At 61.7% G+C, this 707-nt stretch carries 1 protein-coding gene; it reads left to right on the forward strand.

The annotated features are described in order from the left end of the window. Positions 1-29: 29 nt before the first annotated feature. Positions 30-686: a helix-turn-helix domain-containing protein gene (locus VSX60_RS22460; protein ID WP_327626450.1), complete on the forward strand. Its 657-nt coding sequence runs from the start codon at positions 30-32 to the stop codon at positions 684-686. Positions 687-707 lie beyond the last annotated feature (21 nt).

Consider the following 707-nt stretch of genomic DNA (forward strand, 5'->3'; position numbering starts at 1 on the left):
CCCCACCAGAACGGAAAAGGGAAACAACAATGCTCGCTTCCACCCTCGCCCCGTCGCCCTTGCGGTCGCATCCCTTCACGATCGATCACCCGGCGTTTCCACCGGCTGCCGCATCGCCCCGCCCGCAGATCGTCAGCTTCTTCCAGGCGGGCGCGGAAATTTACGCCGCGGGCGATCCGGCCGGCAATCTCTACCGGGTCGAGTTCGGCGCGGTTCGCGTCTATCGCTTGCTGGCCGATGGCCGCCGGCAGATCATCGCATTCCATCTGGCTGGCGAAACGTTCGGCTTCGAAGCCGGCGTGGAGCGAGAATTCTTTGCCGAGGCGATCAATGCCATCGGGATCTGCCGGCGTCCTCTTTCGACCATCGATGGTGTCGATCCAGACATACTGTCATTGGCGTTGCAGAGCCTGAGAACGACTCAACGGTATCTTTTGGTGCTCGCTCGGCACTCCGCCTTCGAACGCGTTGCGAGCTTCCTCGCCGAGATGGTCGAGCGACAGGGTGACCTGGAGCATGTCCATCTGCCGATGTCGCGAATGGATATCGCGGACCATCTCGGCCTGACCATCGAGACGGTGTCGCGGACGTTCACCAGGCTCAAGGAACAGCGGCTCATCGAGCTGGTCGATTCACGCGATATCCGCATTCTGCGACGACGGGCTCTTCTGGAGATCGGTGCATGACGATATGCGCTCGCGATCACG

The sequence above is a fragment of the Aurantimonas sp. A3-2-R12 genome (assembly GCF_036016755.1).
Lineage (GTDB): Bacteria > Pseudomonadota > Alphaproteobacteria > Rhizobiales > Rhizobiaceae > Aurantimonas > Aurantimonas coralicida_A.